Raw genomic sequence first — 1,511 nt, 5'->3', positions numbered from 1 at the left:
GAGCCTTTGAGGATCAAGTCGCGTCTGCCATGACTGCCAGCGCTTGCGCCGACGGACGATGTCAGTGCGCGCCTGCTCAAGGGCAAACATCGTTTATGGAATGGCTCGCCCACTCGGCCTCCTGCACAATGGCGCAGGATCAATTGAGAAAGGGACGGATCATGCAAGTCGCATTATTGGGAATCGACCTCGGTAAGAATAGCTGCAGCGTGGCTGGGATTGATGCGGCCGGTCAGGTCCTTCTGCGCCGGCGACTACATCGCGACAACATTGCAAAACTGGCTGCAAAGTTTCCTGGGTGCATCGTCGCTATGGAAGCGTGCTGCGGCGCTCATCATCTCGGACGCGTGCTGCGAAAGCAAGGGCATGTCGTTCGTCTCATGTCGCCAGAATACGTGCGCCCCTATGTGAAGGCGCAAAAGAATGACGACCGTGACGCCGAGGCAATTGCTGAAGCGGCGACGCGACCAACCATGCGGTTCGTCGAACTCAAGACCGAAGAGCAACTCGACCTGCAGAGCCTTCATCGCGCCAGAGATCGTTTGGTCGGCGAGCGGACCGCCCTCATCAATCAACTGCGTGCAATTCTTCTGGAGCGCGGCATCATCGTTCCTCAGGGGCGCAAGAAACTTGAGAGCATCCTACCGCAGGTGATCGAAAGCAGCGGCGATCTATTGACTGATCGAATCCGCCGTTTGGTCGAAGAGATGTGGCGGGATCTTCGCGGTCTCTCCAAGCGCATCACATCATTTGATGATGAGTTCACTGCCTTTTCTTGCAATGATGCCTCATGTCAGAGACTGGAATCCATCCCCGGCATAGGATCATTGAACGCAACCGCTTTTGTGGCAGCGATCGACCAGGCGCAAGCCTTCGCTCGTGGCCGAGATCTTGCGGCCTGGCTCGGGCTGGTGCCGCGGCAGATGACGACAGGGGGCAGACCCAAGCTTTTGGGCATCACCAAACGTGGGAACGGGTACCTTCGTCGCATGCTGATCCATGGGGCCAGGGCCGCCATGCCGCACCTGGCGCGAACCCAAACCGCAACCGGAGCGTGGCTACGAGGACTGATCGCGCGGGCTCATCCAAACATCGTTATCGTCGCATTGGCGGCAAAGATGGCGCGCATCATTTGGGCGGTGTTGCAGAAACGTGTGACGTTCGAACACACAGCCGCCGTGGCGTAATCGAGGCGTTGCTGTCTCGCAAGTATCTGCGGGTGGAATGAGGAAGATGGCCTGACAGTTAGACGACGCCTTGAAAACCCGATCAAAAAGATGGCGGACCTCGCCGGAGCGTTTATGAGGATCAGGGCGTGCGGAGCTCCATCTTGGCCAAGGCGTGCCTTGAGACCGGATACGTTGGTGCAGATTGATCAGGGTCTTTCAGACCACTTGCAGACGGGCGAGCCATACGTTTTTTTGAAGCGCAATCCCTCGCGGCGCAGGAAACGCCAAACGGCGTCATGCGAGACAATGACTCCTCTTGCCGCCAGTTCGTCCTTGAGGCCG

Annotated in this window: 1 protein-coding gene and 1 pseudogene; one reads left to right on the top strand and one right to left on the bottom strand. The window is 58.0% G+C overall.

The window, feature by feature from the left end:
- The first annotated feature begins 161 nt into the window (after positions 1-161).
- Positions 162-1,187: an IS110 family RNA-guided transposase gene (locus K290_RS0133365; RefSeq protein WP_028755412.1), complete on the top strand. Its 1,026-nt coding sequence runs from the start codon at positions 162-164 to the stop codon at positions 1,185-1,187.
- Positions 1,188-1,414: 227 nt separating this feature from the next.
- Here K290_RS0133365 and K290_RS37110 read toward each other — a convergent pair.
- A pseudogene (locus K290_RS37110) lies at positions 1,415-1,511 on the bottom strand (transposase); the annotation flags it as partial.

It is taken from the genome of Rhizobium leucaenae USDA 9039, assembly GCF_000426285.1.
GTDB lineage: Bacteria > Pseudomonadota > Alphaproteobacteria > Rhizobiales > Rhizobiaceae > Rhizobium > Rhizobium leucaenae.
Note: the sequence above shows the minus strand (reverse complement) of the source record. Positions and strands in the feature narration are given on the sequence as shown.

Coding starts and splice junctions, on each gene's coding strand:
- K290_RS0133365 (WP_028755412.1), top strand. CDS start 162: ATGCAAGTCGCATTATTGGGAATCGACCTCGGTAAGAATAGCTGCAGC.